At 54.0% G+C, this 265-nt stretch carries 1 protein-coding gene; it reads right to left on the bottom strand.

What is annotated here, in order from left to right:
• Positions 1 to 265 (bottom strand): translocation/assembly module TamB domain-containing protein (locus FDX22_RS31275; RefSeq protein ID WP_255432957.1); only part of this gene is annotated, 265 nt, incomplete at both ends.

The following is a 265-nucleotide window of genomic DNA, read 5'->3' as shown; positions in this document are numbered from 1 at the left end:
ACGCACAATCAGATCCTGACCATAGGCATGGAAGCGACCGCTCGGGATATTAATTTGTCCGTTCAGCCCCAGCCCCTGCTTATCCTGCGCCACTTTCAGATCGCCCGTCAGACGCGCTTTCAGACCAAAAGCATCAATACGTACGTTGTTGCCTACATGAATGTTCAGGTTGCTGTTGATCGGAATACCGGCGCTTTGCGGCTTCTCTGGCTGCAGGTTGTCGTTGAGCATGACCATGTCGCTGGACACCCCTACCGCACTTTCC

This window comes from Citrobacter sp. TBCS-14, from assembly GCF_005280805.1.
In the GTDB taxonomy this organism is placed as follows: domain Bacteria; phylum Pseudomonadota; class Gammaproteobacteria; order Enterobacterales; family Enterobacteriaceae; genus Citrobacter; species Citrobacter gillenii.
Note: the sequence above shows the minus strand (reverse complement) of the source record. Positions and strands in the feature narration are given on the sequence as shown.